The 23,638-nt window shown below is 41.5% G+C and carries 28 protein-coding genes; all 28 read right to left on the bottom strand.

Features of this window, described 5'->3' with window-relative positions; genetic code table 11:
• Nucleotides 1-69 precede the first annotated feature (69 nt).
• A complete protein-coding gene (locus BLO53_RS05550; protein ID WP_092059561.1) occupies nucleotides 70-321 on the bottom strand; it encodes an excisionase in 252 nt (83 codons plus the stop codon).
• The gene (locus tag BLO53_RS05545; protein ID WP_092059559.1) at nucleotides 321-890 is read right to left on the bottom strand and encodes a hypothetical protein; all 570 of its coding nucleotides are present in this window, start codon (nucleotides 888-890) and stop codon (nucleotides 321-323) included. Before BLO53_RS05545 ends, BLO53_RS05550 begins: the two co-directional genes overlap by 1 nt.
• Nucleotides 891-903: 13 nt before the next feature.
• Nucleotides 904-1,548, bottom strand: coding sequence for a Rha family transcriptional regulator (locus tag BLO53_RS05540; protein ID WP_092059557.1), 645 nt, complete (start codon nucleotides 1,546-1,548; stop codon nucleotides 904-906).
• A gap of 328 nt (nucleotides 1,549-1,876) precedes the next feature.
• Nucleotides 1,877-2,251 carry a helix-turn-helix domain-containing protein gene (locus tag BLO53_RS05535; protein WP_143003213.1) on the bottom strand — a complete coding sequence of 125 codons (375 nt, stop codon included), beginning with the start codon at nucleotides 2,249-2,251 and terminating at the stop codon, nucleotides 1,877-1,879.
• Nucleotides 2,252-2,500: 249 nt separating this feature from the next.
• Complete coding sequence (locus BLO53_RS05530; RefSeq protein ID WP_176757178.1) at nucleotides 2,501-3,865, bottom strand: bacterial transcriptional activator domain-containing protein; 1,365 nt, start codon at nucleotides 3,863-3,865, stop codon at nucleotides 2,501-2,503.
• 102 nt (nucleotides 3,866-3,967) lie between these two features.
• The gene (locus BLO53_RS05525; RefSeq protein WP_092059551.1) at nucleotides 3,968-4,345 is read right to left on the bottom strand and encodes a helix-turn-helix domain-containing protein; all 378 of its coding nucleotides are present in this window, start codon (nucleotides 4,343-4,345) and stop codon (nucleotides 3,968-3,970) included.
• A gap of 407 nt (nucleotides 4,346-4,752) precedes the next feature.
• Entirely contained in the window at nucleotides 4,753-4,962 is a 210-nt protein-coding gene (locus BLO53_RS05520) for a hypothetical protein (protein WP_092059549.1), read from the bottom strand.
• Between the two features lie 91 nt (nucleotides 4,963-5,053).
• The gene (locus tag BLO53_RS05515; protein ID WP_092059547.1) at nucleotides 5,054-5,965 is read right to left on the bottom strand and encodes a hypothetical protein; all 912 of its coding nucleotides are present in this window, start codon (nucleotides 5,963-5,965) and stop codon (nucleotides 5,054-5,056) included.
• 71 nt (nucleotides 5,966-6,036) lie between these two features.
• Nucleotides 6,037-6,216 (bottom strand): hypothetical protein, encoded by a 180-nt coding sequence (locus BLO53_RS05510; protein WP_092059545.1) that lies wholly within the window; start codon nucleotides 6,214-6,216, stop codon nucleotides 6,037-6,039.
• 242 nt (nucleotides 6,217-6,458) lie between these two features.
• Nucleotides 6,459-7,124, bottom strand: coding sequence for a hypothetical protein (locus tag BLO53_RS05505; RefSeq protein WP_092059542.1), 666 nt, complete (start codon nucleotides 7,122-7,124; stop codon nucleotides 6,459-6,461).
• Nucleotides 7,125-7,179: 55 nt separating this feature from the next.
• A complete protein-coding gene (locus BLO53_RS05500; protein WP_092059540.1) occupies nucleotides 7,180-8,001 on the bottom strand; it encodes a DUF6033 family protein in 822 nt (273 codons plus the stop codon).
• A 192-nt stretch (nucleotides 8,002-8,193) separates the two neighbouring features.
• Nucleotides 8,194-9,648 carry a sensor histidine kinase gene (locus tag BLO53_RS05495; protein WP_092059538.1) on the bottom strand — a complete coding sequence of 485 codons (1,455 nt, stop codon included), beginning with the start codon at nucleotides 9,646-9,648 and terminating at the stop codon, nucleotides 8,194-8,196.
• A complete protein-coding gene (locus BLO53_RS05490) occupies nucleotides 9,645-10,340 on the bottom strand; it encodes a LytR/AlgR family response regulator transcription factor (RefSeq protein ID WP_092059536.1) in 696 nt (231 codons plus the stop codon). Before BLO53_RS05490 ends, BLO53_RS05495 begins: the two co-directional genes overlap by 4 nt.
• Before the next feature lie 356 nt (nucleotides 10,341-10,696).
• The gene (locus BLO53_RS05485; RefSeq protein WP_092059534.1) at nucleotides 10,697-12,085 is read right to left on the bottom strand and encodes an RNA-binding domain-containing protein; all 1,389 of its coding nucleotides are present in this window, start codon (nucleotides 12,083-12,085) and stop codon (nucleotides 10,697-10,699) included.
• A 351-nt stretch (nucleotides 12,086-12,436) separates the two neighbouring features.
• Complete coding sequence (locus BLO53_RS05480) at nucleotides 12,437-13,849, bottom strand: relaxase/mobilization nuclease domain-containing protein (protein ID WP_092059532.1); 1,413 nt, start codon at nucleotides 13,847-13,849, stop codon at nucleotides 12,437-12,439.
• Between the two features lie 22 nt (nucleotides 13,850-13,871).
• The gene (locus BLO53_RS05475; protein ID WP_092059530.1) at nucleotides 13,872-14,204 is read right to left on the bottom strand and encodes a plasmid mobilization protein; all 333 of its coding nucleotides are present in this window, start codon (nucleotides 14,202-14,204) and stop codon (nucleotides 13,872-13,874) included.
• Between the two features lies 1 nt (nucleotide 14,205).
• On the bottom strand, nucleotides 14,206-14,589 hold the full coding sequence (locus BLO53_RS05470) for a DUF4316 domain-containing protein (protein ID WP_092059528.1): 384 nt from the start codon (nucleotides 14,587-14,589) through the stop codon (nucleotides 14,206-14,208).
• 12 nt (nucleotides 14,590-14,601) lie between these two features.
• Nucleotides 14,602-14,982, bottom strand: a complete 381-nt coding sequence (locus BLO53_RS05465; protein ID WP_092059526.1) for a hypothetical protein — start codon at nucleotides 14,980-14,982, stop codon at nucleotides 14,602-14,604.
• Between the two features lie 23 nt (nucleotides 14,983-15,005).
• The gene (locus BLO53_RS05460) at nucleotides 15,006-16,187 is read right to left on the bottom strand and encodes an ArdC family protein (protein ID WP_092059524.1); all 1,182 of its coding nucleotides are present in this window, start codon (nucleotides 16,185-16,187) and stop codon (nucleotides 15,006-15,008) included.
• Entirely contained in the window at nucleotides 16,171-16,326 is a 156-nt protein-coding gene (locus BLO53_RS19120; protein WP_176757177.1) for a hypothetical protein, read from the bottom strand. The genes BLO53_RS05460 and BLO53_RS19120 overlap by 17 nt, the downstream gene beginning before the upstream one ends.
• Nucleotides 16,327-16,382: 56 nt before the next feature.
• Nucleotides 16,383-17,099: a DUF4366 domain-containing protein gene (locus BLO53_RS05455; RefSeq protein ID WP_092059522.1), complete on the bottom strand. Its 717-nt coding sequence runs from the start codon at nucleotides 17,097-17,099 to the stop codon at nucleotides 16,383-16,385.
• Nucleotides 17,086-17,412 carry a DUF4315 family protein gene (locus BLO53_RS05450; protein ID WP_092059520.1) on the bottom strand — a complete coding sequence of 109 codons (327 nt, stop codon included), beginning with the start codon at nucleotides 17,410-17,412 and terminating at the stop codon, nucleotides 17,086-17,088. The genes BLO53_RS05455 and BLO53_RS05450 overlap by 14 nt, the downstream gene beginning before the upstream one ends.
• Nucleotides 17,413-17,423: 11 nt before the next feature.
• Nucleotides 17,424-18,461 (bottom strand): C40 family peptidase, encoded by a 1,038-nt coding sequence (locus BLO53_RS05445; protein WP_143003211.1) that lies wholly within the window; start codon nucleotides 18,459-18,461, stop codon nucleotides 17,424-17,426.
• Between the two features lie 48 nt (nucleotides 18,462-18,509).
• Nucleotides 18,510-20,291 (bottom strand): VirD4-like conjugal transfer protein, CD1115 family, encoded by a 1,782-nt coding sequence (locus tag BLO53_RS05440; RefSeq protein WP_092059518.1) that lies wholly within the window; start codon nucleotides 20,289-20,291, stop codon nucleotides 18,510-18,512.
• A complete protein-coding gene (locus BLO53_RS05435; RefSeq protein WP_092059516.1) occupies nucleotides 20,288-20,779 on the bottom strand; it encodes a PcfB family protein in 492 nt (163 codons plus the stop codon). The genes BLO53_RS05440 and BLO53_RS05435 overlap by 4 nt, the downstream gene beginning before the upstream one ends.
• Before the next feature lie 11 nt (nucleotides 20,780-20,790).
• On the bottom strand, nucleotides 20,791-21,207 hold the full coding sequence (locus BLO53_RS05430) for a hypothetical protein (protein ID WP_092059514.1): 417 nt from the start codon (nucleotides 21,205-21,207) through the stop codon (nucleotides 20,791-20,793).
• Between the two features lie 12 nt (nucleotides 21,208-21,219).
• Nucleotides 21,220-22,098, bottom strand: a complete 879-nt coding sequence (locus tag BLO53_RS05425) for a DUF6017 domain-containing protein (protein ID WP_092059512.1) — start codon at nucleotides 22,096-22,098, stop codon at nucleotides 21,220-21,222.
• Between the two features lie 264 nt (nucleotides 22,099-22,362).
• The gene (locus BLO53_RS05415) at nucleotides 22,363-23,442 is read right to left on the bottom strand and encodes a DUF5688 family protein (RefSeq protein WP_092059508.1); all 1,080 of its coding nucleotides are present in this window, start codon (nucleotides 23,440-23,442) and stop codon (nucleotides 22,363-22,365) included.
• Nucleotides 23,443-23,638: the final 196 nt, after the last annotated feature.

Genomic DNA, 23,638 nt, shown 5'->3' with positions numbered 1-23,638 from the left:
ATTATACACTAACCAGGGCTTCTTATCAATGTTACTTCATTTTTCATCCGCGCCAATCCGGCACGGGCTTTAGATTTCAATATTGTCCGAGATATACTTCTCGAACTCTTTGCGTTTTACCAACTTCTTCTTACCCACATAAAGAACAAACGGACATCTGGGAGATCTCAACAGACTCTCGATTTTGTTGATGCCAATATTGGAATACTCCGCAGCCTCTCTTATGGTGAGAGCAACCTTATCCTTTATAAGTACTGTCTGCTTTCCATCAGATTCCTTTAAAATAGAATCTCTGTTGTCATTATCAATAACCAGGTTCATCACATACCTCCCTGTAACCTCTCAATAAATATCTCTCCAAAATGTTCAATAATGTTCTTATGTGTCCTACTGACACGTTTTCTCACGGTTTCAACAGTGATATTCTCTTCCTGAGCAATCTGGTAATAGTCCTTTGTGTGCTTCAATACAGGGAAAATAATCTTCTGCTCATCTGCACTAAGAGAATACAGATGCTTATCGAAAGCAGTGTACTCATCCCTCATCATCACTATTACCCGATGCCTGGCACGAAACTGTTCTTGCGCCTCCAAGTCAATTCCTTTCAGATTCGGAAGCTTGTCACTATCCAATTGTTCTGCCAAAGTCACGTTAAGAATAGCTTCATCCCCAGTAGTATCACTGGTGCCAATGGATGTCTGAACTCTAACACCCAGATCATCCTTGTGGTGGCTGCGGCAATACTCCTTCTCAGCCTTGATTTCATATATTAGTCTTGCCTTACAATCCTCTATGATTCCAAGGAAAGATGAATAATGGCTATAGATCAGCTCTGCCCTGTCACGGGCAGTAGCTTCTCCATAGGTCTTGCAAAAATTTCCTTTTATCATGTCCACCTCCCTATCACCCGGAGATCTTCATGAAATACCACTCAAGAAGTTGCTTTCTCTGATTGAAATCAGGTGTTGAAATCAGAAGTCCAATATCCGCACGCTGCAACAAATCAATTTTTCTGATCTGCTCCTTAGTCAAATATGGTCTGATGCTCTTACCCTTCTTGATACCATGCGACTCCCGATACTCTTTTGCTGTACATCCCAGTGCTATCCTGTTAAGTAAATTGCACTCATTCATAAAGTGATAAGGCTTTGGCTCTTCCTTAATCAACTTGATGTTGTCTGTCAGAAGTGGGAACTCATGTCTAGCCTCCAGGAGAAACTTAATAAAAGTCTCCATCTCATTGAAGCGTTTGATATACGCCTCCTTAAAACTGGAAGCCTTCTTTCCCCTGTATCCCATAACCAGGAATACAAACCCATCCCGGGTCATGTTGTAACATGGCTTTTTGTGCCCTTGCACGCTGTTATAATTCGTCTCCTCAAAATTGAGGGCACGGAATTCATCTGAGCAGTCGAGATTTTTAATATCTCTGACCACGTTGTCATGACGCTTATTAAATGCGATGGCAACAGCCAGACTATCAACGCGTGCAACACCCTTGTCGTCGACAAACATGCCGAACTCATTCTTTGGAACTATGTTGCTCATTGATTTTCCTTTCCGCCTAGACCTGGCGGCAGGAATGCAAGAAGGAGTGAGATGGTAATACCACCGGCTCCTGCGAAAAGATCTGAGATGGCGCAGAAACAAACGGTGGGTGCTATAAGTTCATAAAACATCTCTTGTCTTATGATTCCTTATGCATCCCGCCGCCTTATGGCCATCTCAGGCTTTGAGATTATTTACTTCGTTATTTATGTTAAGGCTTGAAGCCTCTCAAGCGTGTACCACAGTTGACACATCCGAAAAAAATAATGTGTCATAGTGACACATTCTGGGCAAAAAAATAACCTGTACACCAACAGGCATACAGGCTTCAGTTCAATATTCTGTTTTCCATTTTGTATATGGTTTTTACTGCTTCCATAATAGCTTCTTTGCTGGCTGTTGTTTTGATATCCTTCATTATAGTAATAACTGCCGCATGGTCATCATCCAGTAAAGGAGCATTTTTCACATCAGCTGTACCTAGCAGAATAAAATCTGTCGTCACGTCCAGTACCTTTGCCATATTAGCAACCAGGAGACTTGGTACGTTTCTCCGATTAAGCTCATAAGATGCTATATTTGTTCTGCTTTCCAAATTGAGCTTTTCAGAAAACTCATCCTGCGTCAGACCTTTAAGTTCCCTTGCGTACCTAATTCTTCCACCAATTGTTGCCAGATCTTTCTTTTTTCTTTTCTTTTCCATTCTTCCATCCAATATGTGCAGCCACCCGGAAGCACTTACAAGATGAGAATACTCGTAGATTACTCGCTTTCCTTTTTTCCATACCGCTGCTTAACTATAAAATTCTCCCCGAAGAAACTAACTCTTCGATAACCAACGATACCCATTATAACGATTCATCGTTTATTTGTCAGTGAAAGTGAAGTGTAAGTGGCGGTGAAACTGGAGTGTAACTCACAGTGAAAGTCGAGTGTAACTCAGTCCGTAAAATCAGACTTCTATATCAAGCATATCCTCCAAAGTCTTAAAGGCATTGCCTTCCAGCTTGCTTCTTGCCTGATTGTAATATTTCACAGCAGCTCCCCTAGAACCACTGTTCTCAGCTGCTGTGATTGCCCAATACCATAATTTGGCAGTATCTCCAGCCGTTTTGATTGCATCCATAGCTGTTATAACAACAATAGAATAATCTCTCCTTTTGAACAGTAATTCACAGAGCTTTTCAGCAACCATAACGTATTTTGCCTCGTACTGGCTCCTAATATGCTGAATCCAGGGGAAATCCTTATAGGCTGGAAGCACTCCCTTTCTGTACAAGAATTTAGCTCTTGTCAGGCATTCAAGCTTTTTCTCAATATCATTGGACTTCTCCGATTCCAGGAGTAGATTATCAAATATATCCAGGTCTCTTTTTATATGATACCTGTGATTAAAGACATAATTTCCAAGATCAGAAGTGATAATCAGCTTATTATCCCGTTCAAACATTCCGCTGGTTTCTCTTCCAAAATTAAATAGATGATGCTTAAGGCTATCGACTTCAACGCCGTCGGTACTTTGCCTCGATCTAACAAGAGAAGACATTTCATCCTTTGAAATTCCATCAGCATCACTAATTGCCAGAATAGCAATCATCTGACCAATAACCTTATTTTCAATTAGATCGGGTTTAACTTCATGATGCTTCTTACTAATTTGCAGATGGTCAAAAAGGGAGATCAAAACGTCATTCTCTTCCTGTAAATCTTCATCAAATACACCGGTAGACTCATTTTCCTGCTCCTGCATCATCATTATCTCACCGGATACTGCAAACGCCATATTTTTAAGCAAAATACCGTTATCGCAAAATCTTTTTGCATTCTTCACTACCAAGAAACCATCTATTCCTTGGTAAAAGGGAGCTCCCATAGCAGAATTTACGCCTAATCGTTTATACTGCTCCGCTTCTTTTGGGAATGATTTCTCTATTGCCGATTTGTCAGCTATATAAACCATATTTCGTGACTTGAGAGCCTTTATCCATATTTTAAAATCATCAGAAGCTTCGAAAGCATTGATGAGTGTTTCTCCCATAAGACCGGTTTTCTTGCTGTACCAATACAGAGGTAACCATAACCCCAGACTCATATCTACGTTAAGAACACCGCACCAATCAGCTTGATAGAATTCATTTGTCAGTCGCAACATCTGTTTTATAATTTCATCATGATTACAGTTGGATTTGATAAAAAAATCTTGAAGCCTATTATCCAATTTTTCCATTTCTATAAGATACGACTTGGCTGTTTCTTCATCTATTTGATCCACAGCATTTTTTTGTTTCACTATTTTTGTGTCAGTTATACACTTCATACATTTTTCATCTCTCATAGCTATATACCTGTTTTGAAAAATCAGAACAAAAGATAACTGTACATATATAGTAAAAATGCCTGACATCACCTTAGTTTCTGATCAATTCTTATCATTATTTCTGAACAACAATCTTTCATACTCACTTAGCAACTTATAAAGGCCTTCCTCATCACGTTCTGTGCCCTCAACAAGTATTCTGTCAACAATTTCTCTACAACGTTGTCCTTCAGAATCACCACCAACAACGCCTGTAAGCAGATAGTCATAATCAATATCAAGAGTACGATGAAGTATAATTGCAAAATCAAGGCTCCATGGAACACTGCCACTCTCAAGCGAAGAATAAGTTTTTGCCTCATATCCGATTGTCTCCGCAAAGTCCTTTGATAATTCAAAGCCTTTTTCTTTCCGAGCTTTCTTGACTCTTCTTCCCATTTCTTTATAATCAACATCATTTAACCGTTCTTTTCTAGGCATATCCTGGCCTTCCTTTCCTGTTTTTCTCAGGATTATGGTAGAAAAGTAAGATAGATGCTGAAACTCACAGTTTTCAAACCTTTGTGCAATCGGTTGGATAGTTACAGGATTTCCCCTATTAGTAAAAAACTGCCATTATCCGGTCTCCCGAATAATGACAGATTCTTGTATATACTACCTTTATGCAATAAGCTCAAAACGTGTCTGTTTTCTTTGATGCTGCCTTTCGCGGCAGCATATTTGCTGGAGATAACTGTTTTGCCATTGAATTATTTATAAAAACCATTCTGCATCTTCCTCGTGTCATTATTGATACAAATGTCACTGCTTCATCTCTTCATCGGACCATATGCGTTCATAATTGCCGCCGATGTCATTAAACATGTTGTCCCAATAACTGAAGCTACTCATTTTCTTTGAATTGAGCTGATCTCTTCTTTGCTCCTCGACAGAGATTCCATCATTTCATCCTTTGTCATAGAAGCATAATTCTTGTCTTTCATGCGTCCTTTAACAGTCATTTCAAACGAATAATTGCCCAGACTCTTGTTATTCTTTATTTTTTCAGGATATAATGCTTTTCCTGTTACATCAGACATTACAGCACTTACTTCCATTAAACTCCTTTCTGCTCCCCTTCTGTCATTCAGGAGAACTACCGCTCTCCTGAAAGGTCTGAGCGATCTACTTATTCAAGCTGAATCATCATTATGGTTGATAAACAATATTCGCCATCCTCAGTTTTTCAATCTCTTCCGCCGTATACAGTTTCGCACTATTCCCAAATCGAAAGATTGCTTCTCCGTTATACTCTGGGTGGTTTTGCCTGTATATCTCTGTTGCGCTCAGTTTTGGCTTTTTAGCCAAATTTCTCGCCATCAAATCTTCTTGCATTTTCTGCATTTCTTCAGCAGAATAAAATCTCCCCAGTTGTTTGTCATCTCCCTTTTCTGTAAATGATGAGCCTCCGAATAAAGCACATTGTTGCTTCAGCAATTGATAATACGGCAAGTAATCATAATACCCCTTCATATTGCCAGCTCCAAACTGCATTTTGAGCCATTCCCTGCCAAGTTTTTCCCAATTAAGGCGCGAGACTCCATCATATGTTTCACCGGTAGAATCCAGGTTACTTTTTGTCCAAAGAAAAGAAATATCAGTATTCTGACATTGCCCGGTTTCCTTCAGATACACAGAATACGCTGCCATTTCACCGCCGGTAGCATTTGAAGGATTAACCTCAAGCGGATTCACATCTTTTTCCGTAAGATTTCCGTCTTTGTCCCAGATTTCCACACGCAGTATCGGATTCTCCTCACTGAAGTCTGCCGGTTTATAAACACAGGTATTTACTCCTGTCTGTGCATCCACCCAGGAAAACTTGCATGTTGAACCGTCAGCACGTTCTTTTTCATAGTGCAGTGTCAGACCGGAACTGCTCGTTACTGTCATACCACGACTACGGGCGGGTACAGACGATGTTTTGTCATCCTCTGATTCCATCCGTCCATTCACTGCCATTTCAAATGATTGATTGCCAAAGGACTTTTTATCCCGCTTTGCTTTTTCAGGATAAATTGCTCTTTCTGCTGCGTAAGGCATTACGGCACTTATTCCCATACAATCTCCTTTCCGCATCCCGTCTTTCAGTCAGGGAATGCTCCGCTCTCCGGAAAGGTCCGAGCGGTATATCATATTAAACTTGCATTGCCTGCATCAAGCGCAGGTATAGCACCTGACGAATATGAAGATGAATATGCTGTCAACATAGCTTCAGGAGATCCACCAAATGCAAAAAAATTTCCTTCCATCATCTGGCTGTATCGTACGGATTCAATGGTCATCCTGTGATAGCTTTCCTCCATTACCATCTTATCTCCTTTCCGCCTCCCCATCTGTCATTCAGAGGAAGCTCCGCTCCCCGGAAAGGTCCGAGCGGTTTTTTTCATTTGATCTATCTTAATATTCAAAAACCATTTCCGGCACTTATCGTCCCCGCCTCATATGCCAACAATAATCCTGATATCCTTGCATCTACCGGCATTGCGAAAATGTTATTAAACTCTTCCAGACTATCCGTTTTCAGCATGGCTTTTCCATTCAGGAAATCCGTTTATGTCTGCCTCTTCTCTATAGCTTCCTGCTGCCATTTCTTCTCCAAAGCTTTCTTTTCAGCTATCTTCCGACCTTGCCTTGCCTGTACTTTACTTGCATCGCCACGCTTTGACCAGAAGCTATCCTCTGATTTAGTCTCCCATATATTTTTCCCTTTGCCATTGTCATATTCTGAACTCCAACTTGTAAAACTACTTGTTTCCTTTGAAGCGCCAAATTGCAAATTCACATATCTGCTACCTCTGATCGAACGTGCCCATGAAGGATAAGGTGTTGCAAAAGTCTTCTTTAACTCAGATAATACATATTTCTCATAATCAGGATCATTCTGCATTGCTTTGAATCCTTCGTCAGAAATATGTATGGAATAATTATCCACTAAATTATCCGGGTGCCACGGAAACGAAGAAATCTGATCGTGAATATAGTTCTTATACTCCTCCAGCGACATATCCTTCGTAGACACAGCCTGCGTTCCCTGTGTCTCCATAGTCTCCGCAACCTCAACCTTTGACTTCAGCGTAGAAACAAATGTATCCTTATCTCCGGAGTCGGTATTCTGCGTTGCGTTCGTCTCTGATCTGCTTGTTTTCTTCGTCGTAACGGACTGAATAATGCTATTATAACGGCTCATCATCCCATTCAAATTGATTGTGTTATTCATATTCTTAGACCTCCATAAAGAATGCATCTGCATAATCTTAAGATTTTTCTTATATTCAGAACAATCCGCCACCACCGATAGTCCCCGCCTCATATGCTGACATTATTCCTGCCACTTTCGCATCTACCGGCGTTGCGAAAATGTTATTAAACTCTTCCAGACTATCCGTTTTCAGCATGGCTTTTCCATTCAGAAAATCCGTGTATGCCTGCCTCTTCTCTATAGCTTCCTGCTGCCACTTCTTCTCTAATGCCTTCTTTTCGGCAAGTTTCCGATCCTGCCTTGCCTGTGCCTTGCTTGCCTCACCTCGTTTTGACCAGAAGCTACCTTTTGACTGTGCTTCCCATACTTTATCTCCGGTTCCTCCCTGATATCCTACAGACCAGCCCGTACAAGAACATTCTTCTTTTGTAGCACCATAATGAGCTACAACAAAATCTTTTCCTCCCATAGATCTAACCCATCCAGGAAGTGGTGTAGCAAAGGCTTCTTTCATTGTCCCCAAAACCCACTTCTCATATTCAGGGTCATTTTGCATTGCCTTAAACCCATCATCAGAAATATGAATAGAATAATTGTCCCCCATTTTATCTGCACACCAAGGAAACGAAGAAATCTGATCATGTATATAGTTCTTGTACTCCTCCAGCGACATATCCTTCGTTGAAATAGCTGTAACTTCCTTTGCGCCTTGCATCTCAACAGACTCCGAAACATCCACCTTTGACCTTACCGTAGAAATAAATGAATCCTTATCTTCGGAACCGGTATTCTGTGCTACACTTGTCTCTGCTCTGCTCGTTTTCTTTGCCGTCATCGACTGAATAAAGCTGTTTTGATATCTTGTCATCCCATTTACATTAATCGCATTATTCATATCCTGTAATCCTCCTTACATAAAAGGGCATCCATGATTCGATACACTCAAATCACCGATGCCCTCCGTGGCTCTTTACATTTTACATATGTCAATCCTTTGACATTCTTTCTTGTCATTTATATCGACATATGTTTTTTCTTTTAAAGCCACATTCTCGATATCGTACCCGAAATGGAACGAACCGTAAACTTATCTTTCTTTCAGCGGTTCTCTGTCCTGCATCATCACATGCAATATAAACACACCGCCCTCTGTCTCAAACGATATACCGCCATAATAACGGTCAACTACCCTTTCCATGTTCTCCATTCCAATACCATGCTCTCCGGGACTGCTCTTTGTTGATTTTGGGAACTTCTCTCCTGGAGAATCCTCAATCCGTCCGTCAAAGGAGTTTCTGATATTGATAAGCAGCATCCCTCGCTTTTTTACAGATGCTATCTCTATAAACCGAATATGCTCCGGATTCACCTTGCAGCAGGCTTCTATGGCATTATCAAGTGCATTACCGATGATAATTGAGAGATCAAACACTCTTATTTTTAATGACTCCGGTAAAAAGAAAGAACTCGCCCGAAACTCAACTTCAGGTATCCTCTCCAAAGCTTCGTGATATTTCATCGTAATAAGGCTGTCTATCACACTGCTCCCTGTCAAAAATTCTGGTGAGTTTTCTGATACCCGGGCAGATACATCAGACAAAAATTCCTTCCATTCATCATTTACATTTGCATTCCCTGTCTGACTGAGTGCCATAGTCATTATATTTTTTAATTCATGCCTCAACCGCCTGTTGTCTTCCTGATTCCTTTCCATCTCCTTGAAATGCTCTTCCATCGCTTCCATCTGTTCCTTTAAGATCGTATTTCCAATAGCCTCTTCATTTTTCTTTGCGATTTTCTGGTAAGACAAGATTGCCAGTATGATCTCAGCCAATATCAACCCCAATGTGAACGGTATCATAAAATATAAAAACGGATATTTGTCATAGATTAAACTTGGTACTCCACCATCTATTGAATAGAATGTCCCACGAAATATAGACGCAAGTGCAAGTCCCGTAAGTGAAGGGCAGATCAGAAAAAGTAGCTCTTCGTCCCCTATTTTCAACGTTCTGAAGCGGAAATTCTTTGTAATCAGTCTAATCAGCCCCCACAAAAAAGCAGCATAAAGAATCATCATAAAAATCTGCATGATAACTGCTGTATTTCCTACCAATTCCTGAAACTTCTCCGTATTTATCTTTCCGGTTTCCACCTGCTTTATATACTGTTCAAATAAAAACGGACTAAGCTGCATGATTTCCAACACGAAAATAAAACAAATCTCACCGACAGCCATAAAGGTAACGCTGATATAAATCCGCATACGAAAATAAGTCTCATAGGATCCCCAGATGCACAAATATATCAGAACTAATACTAAAACCTGTTTCCCCATCACATTCCATACCAATCCTGGCTCTGCAGGGAAAACAAGTGACAACAGTTCATGCAACACCACATAAACCGGGATGATATAGTATTTTCCAAGTCTGTATTTCGCAAATCTTGAAGCAGCAAATTTACCTGCATACCACGACAAAATCAACCCCTGTATAGTAAAAAGTAATACCGACACCAGCTCCAAAAGCATCTCTTTCATAAGTCATTCTCCAAAAATCCCATATATCCTTCAACAAAATCCCTGTATCTCTCTCTGGCAAGAAATACATTTTTCCCATTACTCATACTGATTCCTTCGCCTGAATATGAAGAAATATGATTCATGTTCACGAGAAATCCCCTATGGCATCTGAAAAAAGCTCTTCCCAACCTTTCTTCCATTTCTGCCATAGATGCATATATCTCTATATTGCCGGTTGTGGTATGCATAATTACTTTTTTTCCTGCGTTTTCCACATAAATGATCTGATCTCGACTCAAAGAATAGTTCTTCTTTCTTGTGGTAAACAGCAAAGTCTCACTTTTAACTTCATTATGCTTTGTAATCTCGGCTACCGCCTTTTCATACACATGATGAAACTGCTCTCTTTCTATAGGTTTGATCAGATACCAGAACGCTCCGACATCAAACGCTTCATATATGTAGTCCTTTATTCCTGAGATAAAGATAACCGGAGTATTATTTCCAGCAGAGCGTAGTTGCTTTGCTGCCTCGATCCCGCTCATCTCTCCAAGCTGTATATCAAGATAAAGCAAATCTGCATCCGGATTCTTCAGAACCTCCTCCGCAGATTTGCACAAGCGCACTTCCGCTCCCTCATTCTCCTGTAATACAAGTTTTTTGACCTGATTCCTGATTGCCGGTTCATCATCACATACTATTATTCTCATTTTTCATACCCTAAAAAGAGAGCCCTTGAAAGGATTTCCTTTCAAATGCTCTCCTTGGCCTTTCATACTATAATTATTATATCGACAACTACATAGCTTTTTAAACCGATCTTCCTCAAACGGTAGCTGAAATGGAACCAACCGTTTGTTTCAGAGCATCAAAAATCTATTTTCATCCATAATATCAGTCTCATCAGTCTCATACAAAAATGAGACTATCACGAGACTCACATGAGACTACAAAATCTCAAATTCCCAATATTCTCCAGCATTGCATTGTCTCCAATAAATAAACACAGTCTCATCAGTCTCATTATAGTTGTGAGACTAGTGAGACTTGCAATGATACTTAAGACTTAACGAGGAAAAATCCATGTGCCCGAGTTTTTATCAAATGATACTCCGGTAAGATCACGAATCTTCTTATAATCCCTAAATACAGTAGCCCTTGAAATATCAAGTTCTGCCATTACCTGTTCAACGGTAAGATGATTATTGTCACATATCATGTCATAAATCTTCTGTTCTCTGTCAGATAGTTTCTTATCCATCATTGTCTCATCTGAAGCTACCTTATTAAGCGGAATGGATATCCTGAATACATCATCCTCAAACAGTTCAGGTTTGCCACCATCGGAATATACAGGAACATACTTATACAGATTTCTTACACCGGAACCAATAGCATCTGCCCTTCCTATGTTAGTAAAAAATCCCTGAAGCAACGGATTCTTTGGGTAAGGAGTAAACTCATCGCTCATAAGATTTCCATGTTTTCTTGGAATGCACCAGTTCTCAGTACGTATCCAATTTTCTTCAATAATAAGTTTCGCCGGAAAGGCACTGGCATAATCGCGATGTATTAGAATATTGGCTACAACCTCACGTGCTATCAGGTCTCTTATGCTTGTATTGATATTATCGACCAGATAAAATTTATCAGAAGTATGTTTTGCTATAAACTCCATCAAGAGCTCATAGCTCTCTATAAGATTTGTACGCACTGTAATTCTGTCATCATAACGATCCAGATTCTCAACGCGATACAAAGCATCCGTCTGATATCCCGGTGCGCAGGATTTTATAACCTCATCTTTTCCGAAAAGCAGCACAGCCGCAAGATTATATCCTTCAAGCCCTGACGAAAAGTCTTTCTCATAAAGACCTGCGCTGATCATAATTTGCCGATCCGTCATGCTCAACCAATCATGATCCGGCTTCTTGCTCTTCACAAGATTTTTAACTTTTTCCATTAATTCCAGCTTTAGGTCTTCATCCTTCACATATGGAAATATTTTGTGTTCAGCATAGGTATTGCTTTTTCGGTTATACATATTCTGTAACTGAATCGGAGAGTCAGTGATATCCATATCTCCATCTTCATTTCTGTCATATATCTTTCCGGAACACTTCTCAACAACCGAAGTAGGTGGCACATATGTCCATAAAAGAATGTGCCCATCATACTCCATTTCTTCAAGTGAAAGATAAAGAGTTGGAGACATAACATTTGGATTGTTCAGAGCATTTACAAATTCTCTCTTCATATCCTTAACAAGATTTTTATGAACGCCAACAGGAACCCCTCCATCAAGGACACCCATTATAATATAGCCACCATATCTATTGGAAAAGGAACTTACCGTTTCATAAACATCTTTCTGGACTCCATGAGCGCATTCCTTATACTCAATCGTGATTTTCTCATCATCAGACAAAAGCTCACGCATTTTCTCAACTGTCATTTTATATACCTTCCTGCTCTGCATAAAACGCTGCATAATTAGCTTGAATCACATAATGCTAATTTTATCATAGGCATCTTCTAATATCATCATTTTTAAAGCAAATAGTAGATTCCTTTTATCATTTTATCAGTTTTATCTACTTTGCAAGCAATGCCTTCTTCCGTACAAGAAGGCTTTTGCTTGTTGGAGGCACATCCCCAATCCCCTGTGACAGCCCTGTGGGCTGGGCTACGCATTTGCTCTGCAAACGCTAACTGCATCTGTGGAAATATCATCAGAAATGAAAAGAACGGGGAGCATGCCGGTTAAACATTCCGGTAAACTCCCCATGTAATGAAATAATAGAAATTATAAAGTTGTCTCTCGGGATTTCTGTCTCTGCTGCTCTTTTTTCTCAGCATCCAGATTCAGTATCTGGTCGATGTCATGCTTTGCCACCTGATAATCGCTCATATCTTTCTTAGCCTTCCGATATTCTGCATAGAGCTTTTTCTTTCGGTCAAGTACCTGAGCATATTCCAAATTCAAGGCTTTTATCGTTGGCAGTTTTTTTACCTGAAGCTTATCAAAAGCTTGCTTGGCTGCCTTATGTAGTAGTATCTCTGCACGATGCTCTTCCAGGAATTTCTTGCTATAACCGGATTTACGATATGCAGCATACACATCCTTAGTCCTCATATAATTGACGATATGTTTCCTGATATCAGAAATCTCCGCAAGCCTCTTCTCCTGCTTCTTGATAGAAGCGGATAATTCATTGAAATAATCAGAAGCAGCATTGGTTTTCTGCTCCAAGGTCTCATCATCTCGGATGCCATGATCCTGCAAAAACATAAGAGCCTTTGCCACCTGCTTGACGTTATAGAGCTTTGCCCAACGCTCATATCCTTTACCTTTACCCTCGGCAAGCTTCTTTTGAATATCAATAAGCATGTCAAAATCACGCTTTGGTCTCGTCCATGATTTCTTCTCTTCAGGCTTTTTCGTCTCCTCAAATTTGAGGACACGACTTCGGATATCCTCATCGGTATATCCAGCCCCCAGTGAACGTAACCTGATAAAGCGTTTCTGTTCTCCGCCTCTGACAGCAATGTGCTTTCCACGCTTTATCTCATAACCTGAATCCTTGAGCTTTGTCAAAAACATATCAACATCTTTGATATCCGAATCAGCAAGAATCATATCTATCTGATTCCTGAGATTACTACGAAAGGATGGACGTTGCGGATATACTGTGCGCTTATCTCTTTCCCCATATGGAAGAGGTTTGATTACTGATAAGCCATGTTCCAGGCATACCAAATCTGATACTCGTTGAAGTGCCAGAAATGATAGGAAGAAGTTTCTGAATTTCCGGTCACAGGATAAGGTGGTGGAGTTGTAAATAATATGGTTATGGATATGAGCCTTATCTACATGAGTTGCCACTATAAAAGCATGATTACCTTTGGTAAATCGCATGGCCGTCTCATAGCCAACCTTATTGGCTTCCTCCGGACTGATTTCACCAGGAGTGAAGGACTGCCTGATCTGATAAGCAATGATATCTCCCTTGGGTTTACGTCCGGTGATATTCAGATATTCCTGTTTTGATAACAGGAACTCTTCCTCCACAGTCTTGGGATCACAAGCATAGGCAGTTACATATTGACCATGTTCCGTCTTTTCGCCATTCTTGGCATATTCAGTTCTATCCGCTATGCACTGTCTAAGGCTCCTGCCTTTGTTCTGATGCATGGGTATGAGTCTTGTAGCTGCCATATGCTGCTCTCCTTCCTGCTACTTAATTCATTTCAGATAAACGTTTCAGAATACCTCTGATTACCTCCCAGATTTCTTCATGCTGCAATTGAAGCTCATTTATATCACTGATATAAATGCTGCCAGTCTCATTTGCCTTCTTGGCATACTGATTAAGATTATTGGAATTGATGCGGAGAAGTCTTACGACTTCTCGCACATCTGATAAATCCATTCGGATCACATAACCATCAATTGCCATCTTTCGGATAAAAGCACTTCGATTTCTGATACCTGCCTCTTCCATTCGTTCACTTATCTGGTCGAACTCTTCCGGCGTGAGTCTGATTTCCAGCCTCCGTGTTTTATCAGCCATATCAGCACATCTCTCTGTCAGGGCATAGAGATCTTGGTTTCTTCTGAGGTTCCGGTGGAATGAGAGCTTTGGTTTTCTCCTGTTGCTCTTTAATCTTAGCAATCACAGACTCTCTTTCCTCAGCTGCCTTTTCTTCACGCTCAGTGATTTTCTTCAGGTCGTCACCATCAGGTTCCGGCTGCGGAGTCGTATTATTGATAACCCCATCAAAAGAATTATCATTCTGTTCCACCATGTCCTCGATGCCGCGCATATAGTTTCTGCTAATAGATGGACCCGCGCCAGCAGCCTCCACTGCATCAACTGGGTCTGCAACATCCTCAATCTCAGTAGCACCATTTACCTCATCCCACTTACGGATTTTTCTCTTAACTTTTTCTGCCATAGGCTACCTCCCTTAATTGAACGGTAATTCAGAATCATCAATGTCAATATTTCCAAATGGTGGCTCTTCTTCCGGAAGCTCATCATCCTCTGGGAACTCAAAATCAAATTTCCACTGGATGCCTGATTTGGTCTCACCATCCTTCTCGTAGGAATACTCCTGCACGCCATTAGGTGTCAGATAAGCATTGTATTCTGTACCCTCTTTATTTGTGAGATTGCGAAGAAGAATATGCTCACCTGCAAGAAGCGTTTCAACTTCCTGATCTGAAAGTCTTCTTCCCATAGCATAGCCAAATCGCATTCCACATTTTGCGCTGCAATTTGGGCCATACTTGCCAATAACTACATTCTCCCCACAATTAGGACATTTACCTAATACTGTTTTTGCCATAATGATTACCTCTCTTTCCTTTATCAGTGACAGAATTCTTCTGTTTTCACATTCTTGTTTGTTGCATTATCAGAAGCCTTAGTGATATCATCCTTCAGCTTTTTTATCTTCCCGACAACAGATGACTTATGTAGCTTAATAGGCTTATCCGAACTATCCGGCTCTAGGCGATAAGGTTCCGTCAATTTGATATAGCCAGGTCTATCAGCAACTATCTCTTCAGCTGCTGGTTCCTTAGTGGCAGCATCCTTTTCATTTGCCTGTGTCTGAACCGCTTTACCAGCAGTAAGCTCTTCAACCTTTTCATCCACTGAAGTGATAATCTTGGATGCTGTATCACGGATTTTATTTAGGCATGCCTTCAACTCCGGTAGCTCTTTCCCCTTAGACCAGGTAGCCACATATCCGAAGCTATAATCCGAAGTATCGATGCCATAATGCTTACAAACGGTATAAGCAACACTTTCCGCAGTAGCCTCTTTTTCATTCTTCGTTGACTTCTGATCAAGGGCAGCCTGCGCATCCTTGTTATCAAGCATTGCATGCGTCATCTCATGAATCAGCGTTTTAACATTCTGCACCTGGCTCATGCCCTTATTGATAGCAATTCGGTTATCCTCCAGATGAAAGTACCCTTTTGCTCCGGACTTGATATCTTCAAAGCCTACAGGAACAGGGCTCACCTGCTTCAATGCTTCAAACAAGGTTTCATAGCCATCAACACTTCCTGAAAGCTCCGATATTCCAATCGTTGGAATAGGCTCACCTTCAGTCTGGGAAATATCAAAAGTACTGCATGGCTTGAACGCAGTCAGATTAATCTCAATCTTCTCTTTTACCGCCTCGCCATCCTTATCCAGGATTGCCTTTCCATTACCATCCAGCTTGTCCTGTTCCTTCTCAATCTTGTATGGAGCAGGCGCAAGTATTCGGATTCCCTTCTCGCCCTTTTTCACAAAACGCCCCATCTTTTTCCATCCGGTATAGGACTGCACAAGAGATGCATCCGGTTTCTGTAGCATGATAAGGATATTGTTGTTGATGGAATACCTTGGGAACTTTGCCATGGTATCAAGGAGCTTCTTGTAGTTGTCACTTTCGAAAACATCCTTAACGCCCTGTTCCAGCTTCTCCGTTATGTCCTTAAGCTCTGCCTTGCGATTCTCTGCAGCCTCTTTGGGATCATACTTAGGATTTTTTACCATGCTTTCTTCCTTCTGCCTTTAGGCTTTTGAGCTTGGCTACAACTGACTTCTGAGCCATGATCTTTCTCCTGCGTTCCTTCTCTTCCATTCGTCTGTTATATGCATCCTGGTATGCCATATACTTTGATTTCCTAGCCATTGTCTTTCCTCCATAAAAACAGGTGGCAAAGATTACTGTCCTTGCCACCTACACATTTATTCATCATCTTCAGTTACGTCAGTTTCTTCCGGCTGTAGCTCTACCTCACCATCGTAATCAGAGCCAATCAGATAGTCGTCCTCATCCTCTGAATAATCCTCATCCGGATCTGGTCTATCAGCGTTGGACTTTTGGTTCTTTTCTTTCAAGTACTTAAAGCCCATAAATCCACCGGCACCAAGGAATATTATTAGTGCAACGATAGCAGCCGGACTAAGACCGCCTTTTTTCTTTGGCTTAACTTCCGGTTCTTCAGTTTCAGGCTCTGCCTCTGGTTCTTCCACAGTCTCTTCCTTGTCAGCTCCAATGGAATCAAGGTATGCCTCTTTTTCCTCATCATCCATGAGAGCAAGAAGATCTGCCTCATCTACCATATTCAGGAAGTGAACTGTCTCATCTCCCTGGTCGTCACGATCAATGATGATATAGAAGTAATTGCCACTCTTGGTTACAACAGTGATGAACTGCTTACCTCCTACTTCCAATGTTCCATAATCATCAACAAGAGTCATATTTCCATCAGGAGTAAGCGGTCCCATAGGCTCTTCCTCGACAGCCTCCTCCGGTTCTTCCTCTTCCACCTCGATAACATATTCCTCTTCTGCCTCTTCACCTGTATAAGCGAGGGCAGTCATGGGTGCAGCTCCAACAAAAAAAGCTGCAGCAATCGCCACAGCTCCCATCAGTCTCTTTGATATCTTATTCATCTTCATCTAAGTAGTCCTCCTTATCCTCTTCATCCTCATCCAAACTTCTGCTGTAATTTGGAACATCATCAGAAGCTATAGCAGAAGTTCCCATGCCAGGGTTCTGTACCATTGTGGGAAGTTGCCCCGATGCAGCCATTTGCAAGAACTGTGATACCTGTTCCGGTGTCAGCTTAAGTGCTCCTACCTCAGACAAAATCTGACTTGCCTCTGCCTCCTTTAATTTCTGCTTTGCCGCCTTTAGTCGCTCTTCTACATCATCTCTGCGTTTTTCCAGACGGCTGACTTCTTCACGAAGCCTGTCAAGACGTTCATACATGCTTTTCCCTCCTAATCTTTGATTCTTCCAAATGTATAAAAGTGTTTACGCCAATAATTAGTTTCTATAGAGCTGTATTTTATGGGATTACCGCAGTGCAACATCATTCCGTTGCCTACATAGATGCCCACATGGGATGCACCGGATGTGTTGTAAGTTCCCTTGAAAAAGATAAGATCTCCCGGCTGAGCATTAGCTCTTGATACTCTGGTACAACAATTCACGAGTAGTCCATTTGCTGTCTGCCTGCCCACATTCCATCCATTACCAGAGTGATTGATAACGTAACTTACAAATCCGCTACAATCGAATCCTGTGGATGGAGAAGAACCGCCCCAGACATATTCCATGCCAATGTACTTCTCTCCCTCACGTATCATGTTGGCAAATTCCTGATCAGTTAGCATTTCAGCAGGGATATCATATTCCTCACCTTCTTCTACCGGATCAGGGTTTGCATAGATATCACCAGAGAAGAGATAGGACTTATTACCCTGTGTTTCCAACAGCAGCTCATATCTTGCCATCTGATCTTCTGTAAGCCCCATATTTCTGACCACAGCATCCATGGTCTCATTGGTAAGCTTTGTCTTCATGATGTGCCATTCATACTGAACCTCAACATCATAGGTATAGGTCTCGGTAGTTGTTGTGCCATCAGAATGATGGACAGTCCTTGTACCTGTGCGAGTCTCTGTCCTTGTCCTGATTTCAATAACCGGAGTCAGTGTCAATTCGTACTGAGCATCAAAAATCTCCTGAAGCTTTTCCTCCACTTCTTCCTCGGTGTAATCCTCATACAATACAGTCAGAAGCGCTGCAAGCTGGTAAGGATTATGATTGATTTCAGACAGGTCATACTTGTACTCATCATAGCCAGGATGGTCATATGGCACGTTATTTACCGTATTCTGAAGGTCTGTTTCCAAGTCCTTATAGCTTTGCTCCACTGCAAGTATTTCAGAATCATCTGCCGTATATGAAGTTGCCACCGTAGAATCACTGACTGCACCAGTAAAAGCTCCCACAAAGGATGATGCACTGGTTATGCCTCAAAACATTCCTCTATACTGTTATATACTGCTGTATCCATTGTTTTACCCCTTTTCCTTGTTGTCAGGGATGACTTCATATTCGTCATCTGCCTTTAATGTCATTCTATGATGTAAGTATTTCTCAACATCAAAATAATTCTTCTTGCTGGCATCAGCTGTCAGATGGTAGTTTGGATGCTGTGTCAGGTCGTATTTATCAGAGAAAAAAGGTCTCACGCCTCTTACCTGCACGATACATTTACTACCATCCATAACTGCCAGCTCATCCATGCTCATCAGATCTTTTCCAAGTTTCTGATAATTCATGCTGTATGATTCCTGAGAACCCTTGGTATTACCTGTGTTGTACATATCAATGGTTTCCTTACCAAGTGCCTCAGATAAATCCTTAAGCGTGGTCTTTTCAGAACCACCAAGGAAAATCTGCGTATCCATATTACCGATGATGGTTTCCGCATTATCCTTGTATATTGCTTTTAGCTGTGACTTTGCCTGAAGTACCAGGCAAGCACTGATTTCCCTGCTTCGGATTGTCGCCACCAGCTTTTCCAGATTCGGGATCTGACCGATATTAGCCGCCTCATCAACAAGGCAGCGTACATGTACCGGGAGTCTTCCACCATACTTATCATCTGCCTTTTCACACAGAAGATTGAACATCTGCGTGTAAATCATAGCAATCAGGAAATTAAAGGTCGGGTCCGTATCTGACATAATCAGAAACAATGCCGTCTTCTCATCTCCTAACGTATCAAGCTCCAATTCATCATATTCTGTGATGTCTCTGACTTCTTTAATATCAAAGGCAGCTAGTCTTGCACCACAGGAAACAAGAATAGATTTCGCTGTCTTGCCCGCCGCAAGTTTGTACTTAGCATATTGGCGAACTGCGAAGTGATCTTCATCCTTCTCCGCAAGCTCCTCAAACATTAAATCTACTGGATTCTTGAACTCCTCATCATCCTCTCGGACTTCCATTGCATTGATCATATCCAAGAGCGTCTTGAAATTCTGTTCCTCCTCTGGTGCTTCATAATGCAGATAGCCGATAAGTGCCGTATATAACAGCGTTTCAGCCTTCTCCCAGAACTCATCTCCGCCTTTTCCTTCACCTTTGGTGTTGGCAATCAGCGTGGTTACGAGCTTCAGGATATCCTTCTCACTGTGAATATAAGCAAACGGGTTATATCTCATGGATTTGCTGAAATTGATAGTATTAAACACTTTGATGCGATATCCATTTTTCAGCAGTGCATGTGCCGTATCACCAATCAGGCCTCCCTTGGGATCTGTTACCACAAAGGAACAAGGATACTTCTTGCTTGTGCATTGAAGCAGGTTTGGAGTGATAAAGAACCTCGTCTTACCTGAGCCAGAACCACCTACAACAAGGACATTCTTATTCCTTGCATATTTTGGCTGCGGCGGTCTGGAACTCATAGTCAAGCGCTCCGTCTGAGACAAAATCACGTTGTTCTCAAAATCAGGATCTACAAATGGCTCTATGTCGACAGGTTTGCCCCACCTGGCAGAACCATATTCCTCATTGTGCCGAAACTTCTTGGCATTCTTACCCTTAAGATAAACAGCCAACCGAAGTCCTCCGGCAACCGCAGCTCCAACCATCAGATCAAAAGGCCATAAGCTTGGAAGCGGATTAGCAAAAGCATTCTGAAATCCTCCTCCAATTATCAAACCCTGTATCTTTTCTGAGACATTGGTGCACTCTGCAATTCTCCAGGCTTCTCCTAGATTTGTTGCAATTAGTCCGATAGCTGCATAAGGAACATTGAGGATGATTTTCTTTTTTAACTTAGAATTCATCGTGCCTGCTCCTTCCTGTGCTCATGCTCTTTATGAGGCATCTTGCCAACAATCTCCTTGAACTTTTTGAGTTTTTCAAGAACACTGGCTCTTGGATGCTGCTGTTTCTTCATCTGCTTTGCTGTATATTCAGCGATAACACTGTTGATTGCATCCACATCCTTTGCCTTAAAGAAGACCTTATAATGTGCTGGTTCAGTGGTTTTATCCTTCACTATGGCATAATCAACGCCATATTTCTTGGCAATACGTTTGAAATCAGCAGCGCCCTCACCGGATAGGTCAATAGCCTGTGCCCCCTGTCCCTGTTTAATGAGCTGTTTTACTGACATCTTGCCGGTCTTAACCTTGGGCTTGCCAAAATATTTCTTATCATGCCTATGACGGATATAAGCTTTGAGCATGTTTACCATTGCTCTTCCTGTTGGCTTAACTCCCTTATCCATCACGAATCGTAAGGACTCTCTGGCTAATTCTTCATTTACCATAGGCACGCCCTCTAACCGATGCGCAATGCTGCAAAAGAAACATCCCCGCTTCTTAATGTATCCAGCTGAGCTTCAAACAACTCCATAAGCTCTCCAATTTCCATATCATATACAGGGCTAAGCGAGCCGTTATCAGGATCGTAGTGCATAATGAGAACACTTCCCACCAAATAATCCTGTAAATCTGCCATAAAAACCTTGGTCTTGTTGTAGATTACACTGTAATCACTACTGCCTAATGTAAATGCTGAACCACATTTATCTAAAGCATTAATCACTCCAACAGCCTCAGACATAGAAATCTGCTTAACCTGGCCATTGGTGCCAATAATTACAGCATGAGCATCCGGTCTTGTGACTTCCGCACTGCCAAAGCTGATTCCATCTTTAACGGGATCAAGCTCTATGCTTATACATAACTCCTTCAATTTTCTATCCTCCTAAATCTTCCCCTCTGCCATATCATGATGTACAAGGGTTGTGTAATAACTGTCTATGGTAACCGGCGCATTATATAAAGCTGCCAACATGTATTGCTTCATGTTACGAACTTTGGTTGTAGTCTCATTTATACATCCCAGAGCATATTCAACATGGCTGGAATTGAGCTTCATAAATCTGCCTTTTACAACATCAGCAGGTCTATCATCTCCTGCGATACATATGGTTTTTCGCCTGCTACAGACAGTATCAATAATCAATTCATAAATTGACTCCAGAACTTCTTTATCGTTAGGATAGCGCTCCTTCAAAATATCAATGGAAAGAGCACGATTAAAATATTCCTGATACTGACTTCTTTCATCCAATCCAATCCCATCCATTTCTCTCTTGGATAGGATTGGATTGGTATTATTAATATCAGTGTTATTTATCTCAGTATTATTACCCTTTGATTTTCGATAGTCTGGACTAGTGATTTTCACTATTCCTGACTGGTGATTTTCATCAGTCTGGACTGGTGATTTCCGAACAGGTATGAAATTCATCACATAAATCCTTGTGGGTTTGCCTTGTCCTTGCTTCACCCTTTCAATCAGTCCGAAGTCTTCAAGCTCTCTCAAAAGTTTCATTGCCTTCTGGCTTGCGCAACTCAAGTCATCCTGTATCCTTAGCAGCGTGTAATAGACGTATACTCTTCCATGATCATCAATCCATCCATTTCTCTTGGATAAAGATACTCTATCCAAAAACAAGCCATATAAGACCTTGGCATCCGTTGATAAGCTGCTGAACCCTATATCCTGAAACAAGACTTTGGGTATTCGATAAAAGGTAAACTGTTCCGACTGATCCTGGCTGAAATATTCAAATTCCATCTCTGCCTCCTTAATGAGCCGGAGCTGGTTTTAACTCCTTCTTTTTTCTGTGTTCATCCACTATGTCCTTAGTGCAAGGCCAACAAAATGCCCTGCCATAACCATACGAACAAGGATGCTTGCAATTACTGGGTAGTATTGCATCATGCTTTGATCTGTCGCGTGGAATATTCTGCATTCCTCCCGATGCGAAGCCCATAATAATACCTCCCTTCCACTGAAAAAGGCTGCCCCATTACAGAGCAGCCCAATCTTATGTCTCTTTTAAAGTGAAGCTTCCTTGGACTTATGAGCTACCTTCTCAGCAGGCTCTTTGGCCTTATCCTTCTCAGCAATCTCCTTCTTTTTGTCCTTCAAGTCCTGGACTACAGAACCTTTCTCACCAGCCTCGATCTCAGCATCCTTTTCCTGCTCACGAGCAGCGAACTTGTCAGCAAGCTCAAAGATATGCTCGTTAGCATCATAGTGATAAACGTGGTCGGTAAGCTTATCCTGCGGATCTACCTGAGTAGCATTGACTTCCTTTACCATATTCTCAAGCTCAGAAGCACTCATTCTGCCATCATCAGGCACCAGAATAACCTCATGCAGAGAGGATGGAAGTACAAAGTAACTGCCACCTACCTTCTCAGCAGCTTCCTCCATGAAATTCGGATATGCGATAACGCCAGCACCACCGGTCTTGTCAGGAACGGTAGCAACAAACATCTGCTCATCCTTTGGATCAATCTGAGGAATTCCCATGGCCTCAGCATCCGGACCCATAATTTCATACATCACTTCAGACATGCCTTTGATCTCAGCGGGTCTTATAACCGGAGCATTCTCCAATGCATCCTGATTGAGCTGTTCAGGAGTAATGCCGTAGTTATCCAGCATGTTGTTGGTGACAAGTACAGAGCTTCTGCCTGCTGAGTCGCTATCAAGTACAAAACGATAAACAACAGCCATATCCTCCATATCCTTATGAGGGACATTCTCAAGAACATCCGCGTTGGTCTCCTTGGAAATTACTTCCAGCGAAAGCTTGGACTTCATTGCCTCATAATCCGTTAAGGAATTAAGATCAATGTCAGGTCTGTTTTCAAAACCTCTTTGTACCGCATCAACGGCACCACCCAGCACCTGATCATAGTCACCGGTCTCCTGGTATTTCTCGAAGAGCTGATCCACATTCAGATTCACTCCGATACGTTCATCCTCCGGCTTAACAGTCATAGCCTCATAGCCATAATTGACCTTGTTTACCTCATGGAATTCCACATCAATGGTTCCGATCTCAGTCTCTGCAATACGAGCTTTTACATCGTCTGCAAGTGTTTCTTTGAACTGTTCATAATCCATACGCAATTCTCCTCCTTATTCAATTGTCATAGTTCCAATAGCAACATCAGCTGATTCCGGGCACAAAAAAGCGCCAATCTGTAGTCTTAACTACAAACTGACGCAATATATCTGCACCCGATCTTTTGCAAAAGAAAAACAAGTTGAAGGCCATCTCCTTCCTTCAACTTGTCTATGATAATATTATCACGCTTAA

Origin of the sequence: Butyrivibrio sp. INlla14 (assembly GCF_900102515.1) — a bacterium.
Taxonomy (GTDB): domain Bacteria; phylum Bacillota; class Clostridia; order Lachnospirales; family Lachnospiraceae; genus Butyrivibrio.
The sequence above is the reverse complement of the archived record's forward strand: the minus strand, read 5'-3'. Positions and strand labels throughout refer to the sequence as shown.

What these genes read in the sequence shown, in the direction of transcription:
- BLO53_RS05550 (WP_092059561.1), bottom strand. Translation starts at nt 321, where the DNA reads ATGAACCTGGTTATTGATAATGACAACAGAGATTCTATTTTAAAGGAA.
- BLO53_RS05545 (WP_092059559.1), bottom strand. Translation starts at nt 890, where the DNA reads ATGATAAAAGGAAATTTTTGCAAGACCTATGGAGAAGCTACTGCCCGT.
- BLO53_RS05540 (WP_092059557.1), bottom strand. Translation starts at nt 1,548, where the DNA reads ATGAGCAACATAGTTCCAAAGAATGAGTTCGGCATGTTTGTCGACGAC.
- BLO53_RS05535 (WP_143003213.1), bottom strand. Translation starts at nt 2,251, where the DNA reads ATGGAAAAGAAAAGAAAAAAGAAAGATCTGGCAACAATTGGTGGAAGA.
- BLO53_RS05530 (WP_176757178.1), bottom strand. Translation starts at nt 3,865, where the DNA reads ATGAAGTGTATAACTGACACAAAAATAGTGAAACAAAAAAATGCTGTG.
- BLO53_RS05525 (WP_092059551.1), bottom strand. Translation starts at nt 4,345, where the DNA reads ATGCCTAGAAAAGAACGGTTAAATGATGTTGATTATAAAGAAATGGGA.
- BLO53_RS05520 (WP_092059549.1), bottom strand. Translation starts at nt 4,962, where the DNA reads ATGGAAGTAAGTGCTGTAATGTCTGATGTAACAGGAAAAGCATTATAT.
- BLO53_RS05515 (WP_092059547.1), bottom strand. Translation starts at nt 5,965, where the DNA reads ATGGGAATAAGTGCCGTAATGCCTTACGCAGCAGAAAGAGCAATTTAT.
- BLO53_RS05510 (WP_092059545.1), bottom strand. Translation starts at nt 6,216, where the DNA reads ATGGTAATGGAGGAAAGCTATCACAGGATGACCATTGAATCCGTACGA.
- BLO53_RS05505 (WP_092059542.1), bottom strand. Translation starts at nt 7,124, where the DNA reads ATGAATAACACAATCAATTTGAATGGGATGATGAGCCGTTATAATAGC.
- BLO53_RS05500 (WP_092059540.1), bottom strand. Translation starts at nt 8,001, where the DNA reads ATGAATAATGCGATTAATGTAAATGGGATGACAAGATATCAAAACAGC.
- BLO53_RS05495 (WP_092059538.1), bottom strand. Translation starts at nt 9,648, where the DNA reads ATGAAAGAGATGCTTTTGGAGCTGGTGTCGGTATTACTTTTTACTATA.
- BLO53_RS05490 (WP_092059536.1), bottom strand. Translation starts at nt 10,340, where the DNA reads ATGAGAATAATAGTATGTGATGATGAACCGGCAATCAGGAATCAGGTC.
- BLO53_RS05485 (WP_092059534.1), bottom strand. Translation starts at nt 12,085, where the DNA reads ATGACAGTTGAGAAAATGCGTGAGCTTTTGTCTGATGATGAGAAAATC.
- BLO53_RS05480 (WP_092059532.1), bottom strand. Translation starts at nt 13,849, where the DNA reads ATGGCAGCTACAAGACTCATACCCATGCATCAGAACAAAGGCAGGAGC.
- BLO53_RS05475 (WP_092059530.1), bottom strand. Translation starts at nt 14,204, where the DNA reads ATGGCTGATAAAACACGGAGGCTGGAAATCAGACTCACGCCGGAAGAG.
- BLO53_RS05470 (WP_092059528.1), bottom strand. Translation starts at nt 14,589, where the DNA reads ATGGCAGAAAAAGTTAAGAGAAAAATCCGTAAGTGGGATGAGGTAAAT.
- BLO53_RS05465 (WP_092059526.1), bottom strand. Translation starts at nt 14,982, where the DNA reads ATGGCAAAAACAGTATTAGGTAAATGTCCTAATTGTGGGGAGAATGTA.
- BLO53_RS05460 (WP_092059524.1), bottom strand. Translation starts at nt 16,187, where the DNA reads ATGGTAAAAAATCCTAAGTATGATCCCAAAGAGGCTGCAGAGAATCGC.
- BLO53_RS19120 (WP_176757177.1), bottom strand. Translation starts at nt 16,326, where the DNA reads ATGGCTAGGAAATCAAAGTATATGGCATACCAGGATGCATATAACAGA.
- BLO53_RS05455 (WP_092059522.1), bottom strand. Translation starts at nt 17,099, where the DNA reads ATGAAGATGAATAAGATATCAAAGAGACTGATGGGAGCTGTGGCGATT.
- BLO53_RS05450 (WP_092059520.1), bottom strand. Translation starts at nt 17,412, where the DNA reads ATGTATGAACGTCTTGACAGGCTTCGTGAAGAAGTCAGCCGTCTGGAA.
- BLO53_RS05440 (WP_092059518.1), bottom strand. Translation starts at nt 20,291, where the DNA reads ATGAATTCTAAGTTAAAAAAGAAAATCATCCTCAATGTTCCTTATGCA.
- BLO53_RS05435 (WP_092059516.1), bottom strand. Translation starts at nt 20,779, where the DNA reads ATGGTAAATGAAGAATTAGCCAGAGAGTCCTTACGATTCGTGATGGAT.
- BLO53_RS05425 (WP_092059512.1), bottom strand. Translation starts at nt 22,098, where the DNA reads ATGGAATTTGAATATTTCAGCCAGGATCAGTCGGAACAGTTTACCTTT.
- BLO53_RS05415 (WP_092059508.1), bottom strand. Translation starts at nt 23,442, where the DNA reads ATGGATTATGAACAGTTCAAAGAAACACTTGCAGACGATGTAAAAGCT.